Origin of the sequence: Streptomyces sp. NPDC058291 (assembly GCF_042880855.1) — a bacterium.
Classification (GTDB): domain Bacteria; phylum Actinomycetota; class Actinomycetes; order Streptomycetales; family Streptomycetaceae; genus Streptomyces.
Map to the genome: position 1 here is coordinate 23,365 of NZ_JBHVYK010000095.1, position 5,800 is coordinate 29,164.

Below are 5,800 nucleotides of genomic sequence, written 5' to 3' on the forward strand. Positions count from 1 at the left end.
CGGAGCGCTGCGACGCGGGTCGGCTCACTGCCCCGGCCCGCCGCTCCCGCCCGGCTCGCCGCTCCCGCCCGGCCAGTGAGCGCACCCGTCCTGCCAGGGGCGCGGGGAACCGTGCGACACGCCCCCACCGGCCCCCAGCTACGCCACCGCCCTCCCCGCGGAGCGCACCGCGGACCGCGGTGCGGTCACGCGCCGCGGTCCGCCGGCAGGACCGGCAGCGGGGGCAGCGCCGTCCCGTACACCCAGGCATCGAACAGGTCGTCCAGCGGCTCCGGGGCGAACCTGGCCACGTGCGCGGTGAGCGTCGACGTCGTCACCGAGCCGCCCCGGTGCAGCGACAGCCAGGCGCGCAGCATCCGGAAGAACGCCTCGTCGCCCAGCGCGCAACGCAGCGCGTGCACCGTGAGGCCGCCGCGCTCGTAGAGCCGGTCGTCGAACATCGACTTGCGGCCGGGGTCCGCCAGTCGCAGATCCTGCGGCTGCGACGACAGCGACCGGTGCGCCACGGCGGCCAGGCGCTGCGCGCTGCGGCCGCCGGACCGCTCCGACCACAGCCACTCCGCGTACTTGGCGAACCCCTCGTTCAGCCAGATGTGCCGCCAGTCGGCGATGGACACGCTGTTGCCGAACCACTGGTGCGCCAGCTCGTGCGCCACCAGCCGCTCCGAACCGCGCGCCCCGTCCACGTGGTTGGCGCCGAACAGCGACAACCCCTGGGCCTCGACGGGGACGTCGAGCTCCTCCTCCGTCACCACGACCGCGTACTCGTCGAACGGGTAGGGCCCGAAGAGCTGTTGGAAGAGGTGCATCATCCCGGGCTGGCGCGCGAAGTCCCGGGAGAACTCCGCCAGCAGACGCGCCGGGATGTGCCCGTGCTGCGGCACCCCGCCGAGCCCGGGATCGCCCAGCAGGACGGTCTGGTACTCACCGATGGACAGACCCACCAGATAACTCGACGTCGGCGCCGACTGCTCGTACACCCAGGTCGTCGTCGAGGCCTTCGCCGTCCGCGTGAGCAGCCGGCCGCCCGCGACCACCGCGTACGCCGACGGCGTCGTGACCGATATCAGATACGACGCCTTGTCCGCGGGCCGGTCGTTGCACGGGTACCAGGACGGCGCCCCCACGGGCTGGCTCGCCACCAGCGCCCCGTCGTCCAGCTCCTCCCAGCCGATGTCGCCCCACGGGCTGTTCACCGGCTTGGGGTTGCCCGACCAGTGCACCTCCACGGTGAAGGCCGCCCCGGCGCGGACCGGCTTGGCGGGGCGGATCCGCAGCCGGCCGCCCCGATGTGTGTAGTGCGGCTGACGGCCGTCCACCCGCACCCGGCCGATCTTGAAGTCGGCCAGGTTCAGCTGGAACTCGGTCAGCGGCGAACGTCCGGCGATCGCGTTGATCCGCGCCGCGCCCGACAGCCGGTTCGGACCCGGCCGGTAGTCCAGCGCGAGCTCGTAGCGGTGCACCCGGTACCGGGGGTCGCCGTTGGCCGGGAAATACGGGTCCTGCCCGACCGTCTGCTGAACTGCCACGTCCCCGTCCGCTCCCTGACCTGTGCTCGAACCGCCCGCCGCCGGCACACCGCCCACCGGCTCCGGGCGGCCCCGCCTCAGGGACGCCACGCCTCGATCGGGTTGCCGAGCCAGCGCGTGTCGTCCGGGACGGACTCCGCGGCCATGACGAGCGACGCGGGACCCAGGGTCGTCCGGGCCCCGATCGTGCTGCCGGGCAGCACGATCCCGCCAGGGCCGAGCGTGGCGCCCTCACGGAGGACCACAGTATCCGTCCGCAAGATCCGGTCGTGGAAGAGGTGAGTCTGCAGCACGCAGCCACGGTTGACCGTGGCGCCGTCCCCGAGCGTCACCAGGTCCGCCTCGGGCAGCCAGTAGCTCTCCACCCACACGCCCCGTCCGATCCGCGCCCCCAGCCCGCGCAGCCACGCCGTCATCACGGGCGTCCCCGGCACCGCGCCCGCCAGCCACGGCACCGCCACCACCTCGACGAACGTGTCCGCCAGCTCGTTGCGCCACACGAAGCCGCTCCACAGCGGATGCTCCGCGGCCCGATGGCGGCCGACCAGCAGCCACTTGGCGACGACGGACACGACCGCCGCCGCGACCCCCGCCCCCAGCAGCACCGGTCCCGCCAGCAGCGGCGCCCACGCCCCCAGCGCGCACAGCACGGCCACGGTGGCCACGCCCAGCGCCGTCGAGCACAGCACCGGCACGATCCTGCACAGCTCCACCAGCGCCCGCGCGCACAGCAGCCGCGCGGGCGGCTCGTAGGTGCGGCTGTGGTCCCCGCCCGCCGCGTTCCGGGGCAGTCTCACCGGCGGCAGCCCCAGGTACGAGGTGCCCTTCTTCGCCTTCTTCGGCGTCGCCGACAGCACGCCCACCAGCCCGCCGTCCGGCACCGACCGGCCCGACGCGGTCATCCCCGAGTTCCCGAGGAACGCCCGCCGCCCGATCTCCGCGCGCCCGACCCGCAGCCAGCCGCCGCCCAGCTCGTACGGCGCGGTCAGCGTGTCGTCGGCGAGGAACGCGCCCTCGCCGACCGTCGTCAGGCTCGGCAGGGCCAGCACGGTCGACACCTCGGCGCCCCGCCCGATCCGCATGCCCAGCAGCCGCAGCCACACCGGCGTGACCAGGCCGGCGTACAGCGGGAACAGCGTCTCGCGCGCCCGGTCCATCAACTGGGTGACCGTCCAGGCCTGCCATCCGACCCGCCCGTGCGCCGGGTGCGTGCCCTCCATCAGCCCCAGGCTCAGCAGCCGGACGGCGACCAGGACCAGCAGCGCGTACGCCGCGCCGTAGGCCAGCGTGGCGGGCACGAGCGCGACGGCCGCACCCCGCACGGCCGGGCCCAGTCCGTCGCCCGGCGTCACGAACAGCCCCGCCACCAGGAGCGCCGCCGCGCCCGACAGCACCGGCAGCAACGACAGCCCCACCCCCGAGACGCCGTACATCGCCCGCCAGGAGCGGCTCTGCGGCGGCCGCCCCTCGGGCCAGTTGCGCTTGGCCCGGCCGAGCTTGACCGCGGGCGCGCCCGCCCACCGCTGACCGGTCGGGACCTGCCCGGCGACCGCCGAACCCGGCGCCACCTGGGCCCGCTTGCCGACGCGGGCGCCCGGGAAGAGCGTGCTGCGCGTGCCGACGACCGCGTGCGCGCCCACCTTGACCGAACCGATCTCCAGCCGGTCGCCGTCCAGCCAGTACCCGGACAGGTCCACCTCGGACTCCACGGCCGCGCCCCGGCCCAGCTTGAGCAGGCCGGTGACCGGCGGCAGCGTGTGCAGGTCGACGTCCGGGCCGACCTTGGCGCCCAGCGCCCGCGCGTACCGCTGCAGCCACCCCCCGGTCAGCGAGGTCGCCCCGCTGAAATCGGCCAGCCGCTCAGCCGCCCACAGCCGCACATGGACCGAACCGCCCCGCGGATGGCGGCCGGGCCGCACGCCCCGCAGCAGCAGCCGCGCCCCGCCCGCGCCGAGCGCGAGCCGGCCCGGCGGGCTGAAGAACAGCAGGAGTCCGGCGGCCACCAGCCACCAGGGAGCGGTCGGCAGCCAGCCGTACCCGGGCAACAGATTGCCCAGCGCGGCCAGCGCGACCGTCCAGCGCAGCCCGAGCAGCGCGAACAGCGGCGGCAACAGCACGAGCTGCAGGAACTGGGTCCGCCTCGGCACGGGCGCGATGGTGCGGCTGCCCGCGTCGTCCTGCGCCGATTCCTCCAGCCGGCGGGCCAGCTTGCGCAGGGTCGGCCGCTGGTAGACGTCCAGCACGGCGGCGCCGGGATAGCGCGTGCGCAGCAGGGTGGTGAGCTGGGCGGCGCCCAGGCTGCTGCCGCCGATCGCGAAGAAGTCGTCGGAGGCGGACGCGACCGGGACGCCCAGCACCTCCGTCCACTGCTCGGCGAGCCAGGCCTCGGTGCCGTACAGCTGTTCGGTGCGGCCGCCGGTCTCCAGCCCCTTCAGGGGCCAGGGCAGCGCGTTGCGGTCGACCTTCCCCGACGTCCGTGTCGGCAGGTCCGCCACCGGCGCCAGCAGCGGCACCAGGGCCGCGGGCAGTTCGGCGCGCAGTCGCCGCACGGCTGCCGCCTGGTCCCACCCGTCCTGGGTGACGACGTATCCGACGAGCAGCTGGTTGCCGCCGCGCGCGGTCCGCACGGCCGCGGCCGCGCCCGCGACGCCCGGCAGCGCCTGCAGCGCCGCGTCCACCTCGCCCAGCTCGATGCGCCGTCCGCCGAGCTTGATCTGCTCATCGGCCCGGCCGAGGAAGACGAGGCCCTCGGCGTCCGCGCGCACCAGATCGCCGCTGCGGTACGCCCGCTCCCAGCCCAGCGACTCCAGCGGCGCGTACTTCTCCGCGTCCTTCTCGGCGTCCAGGTACCGCGCGAGCCCCACGCCGCCGATCACCAGCTGTCCGGTGCCGCCCAACGGCACGGGCTCGCCGGCCTCGTCCACCACGGCCAGTTCCCAGCCCCGCAGCGGCAGCCCGATCCGGACGGGCTCCTCGCCGGACAGGAGAGCGGCGCAGGCGACCACGGTCGCCTCGGTCGGCCCGTACGTGTTCCAGACCTCCCGTCCCTCCGTCACCAGGCGCTGCACCAGCTCGGGCGGGCAGGCCTCGCCGCCGAAGATCAGCAGCCGTACGTCGGTGAGGGTCTCCGGCTCCCACAGCGCGGCCAGCGTCGGCACCGTCGAGACGACCGTGATCTCCTGCTCGACCAGCCAGGGCCCCAGATCGGCGCCGCTGCGGACCTGGGAACGGGGTACGGGCACCAGACAGGCGCCGTGCCGCCAGGCGAGCCACATCTCCTCGCAGGAGGCGTCGAAGGCCACCGACAGCCCGGCCATGACCCGGTCGCCCGGCCCGATCGGCTCCTCGGTGAGGAACAGGGCGGCCTCGGCGTCCACGAAGGCGGCGGCGCTGCGGTGGCTGACGGCGACGCCCTTGGGCTTTCCGGTGGAGCCGGAGGTGAAGATGATCCAGGCGTCGTGCCCGGCGCCGGGACGGGCGGCCGCGGCCTCGGACGCGCCGTGGACGGTGATCTCGTGGCCGGCGCCGACGACGGCCCGCACCTGCGCCTCCCCGAACACCAGCTCCGCCCGCTCGTCGGGGTCCTCGGCGTCCACCGGGACATAGGCGGCCCCGACGGCGAGGACGGCCAGGACCGCCACGTAGAGGTCGTTGGTGCCCGAGGGGACGCGGACGCCGACCCGGTCGCCGAGTCCGACCCCGGCGGCGGCCAGCCGGCGCCGGAGGTTCTCCACCTCGACGGCGAGGGCGCGGTAGGTGAGGGGGGTGACGCCGTCGTCCAGGGCCGGCTCGTCCGGGAACGACCTCACCGTCGCGTCGAAGACGTCGACCAGGGTGCGGGGCGAGGCCGGGGGGCCGCCGGAGAAGCGGGCGGTGTCGCCGAGCTGTGCACGCGTTTCCTCGTCGAGCAGGCCGAGAGCGCTGCCCTCGTGTGTGGCTGCCATCGGTCCTCGCGTCTCGATCCCGGAAGCCTCCGGTGCGCCGGCGGGCCCGCAGGTCTGCCTGGGGTTGTCCGGTCCAGCTCGGTAACAAGCCGGATATTTTAGTATGACGCTAGGCACGCCCCGGTGTGTCGGCCACCGGGTGAGGCCGTCCGGGGCTCCCCGGGCCTCCGGCCGGCGCCGTTGACCTGCGCGATCTTGGACCGGGGAGAGATGCCCCACACACACACGAGCGAGGGCCGCGACCAGGGGTCGCCGCCCACGCACAACGCAGTCTCATAAACACAACCAGTCTCATATAAACATCAGACGCAGCCGACGAAAGTCCAA

At 74.7% G+C, this 5,800-nt stretch carries 2 protein-coding genes; both read right to left on the bottom strand.

Annotated elements, in window-relative coordinates; all coding sequences use genetic code 11:
• Positions 1-185: 185 nt before the first annotated feature.
• Positions 186-1,529 carry a M1 family metallopeptidase gene (locus ACFVYK_RS32465; RefSeq protein WP_389780196.1) on the bottom strand — a complete coding sequence of 448 codons (1,344 nt, stop codon included), beginning with the start codon at positions 1,527-1,529 and terminating at the stop codon, positions 186-188.
• A gap of 77 nt (positions 1,530-1,606) precedes the next feature.
• Positions 1,607-5,473 (bottom strand): Pls/PosA family non-ribosomal peptide synthetase, encoded by a 3,867-nt coding sequence (locus ACFVYK_RS32470; protein WP_389780197.1) that lies wholly within the window; start codon positions 5,471-5,473, stop codon positions 1,607-1,609.
• Positions 5,474-5,800: the final 327 nt, after the last annotated feature.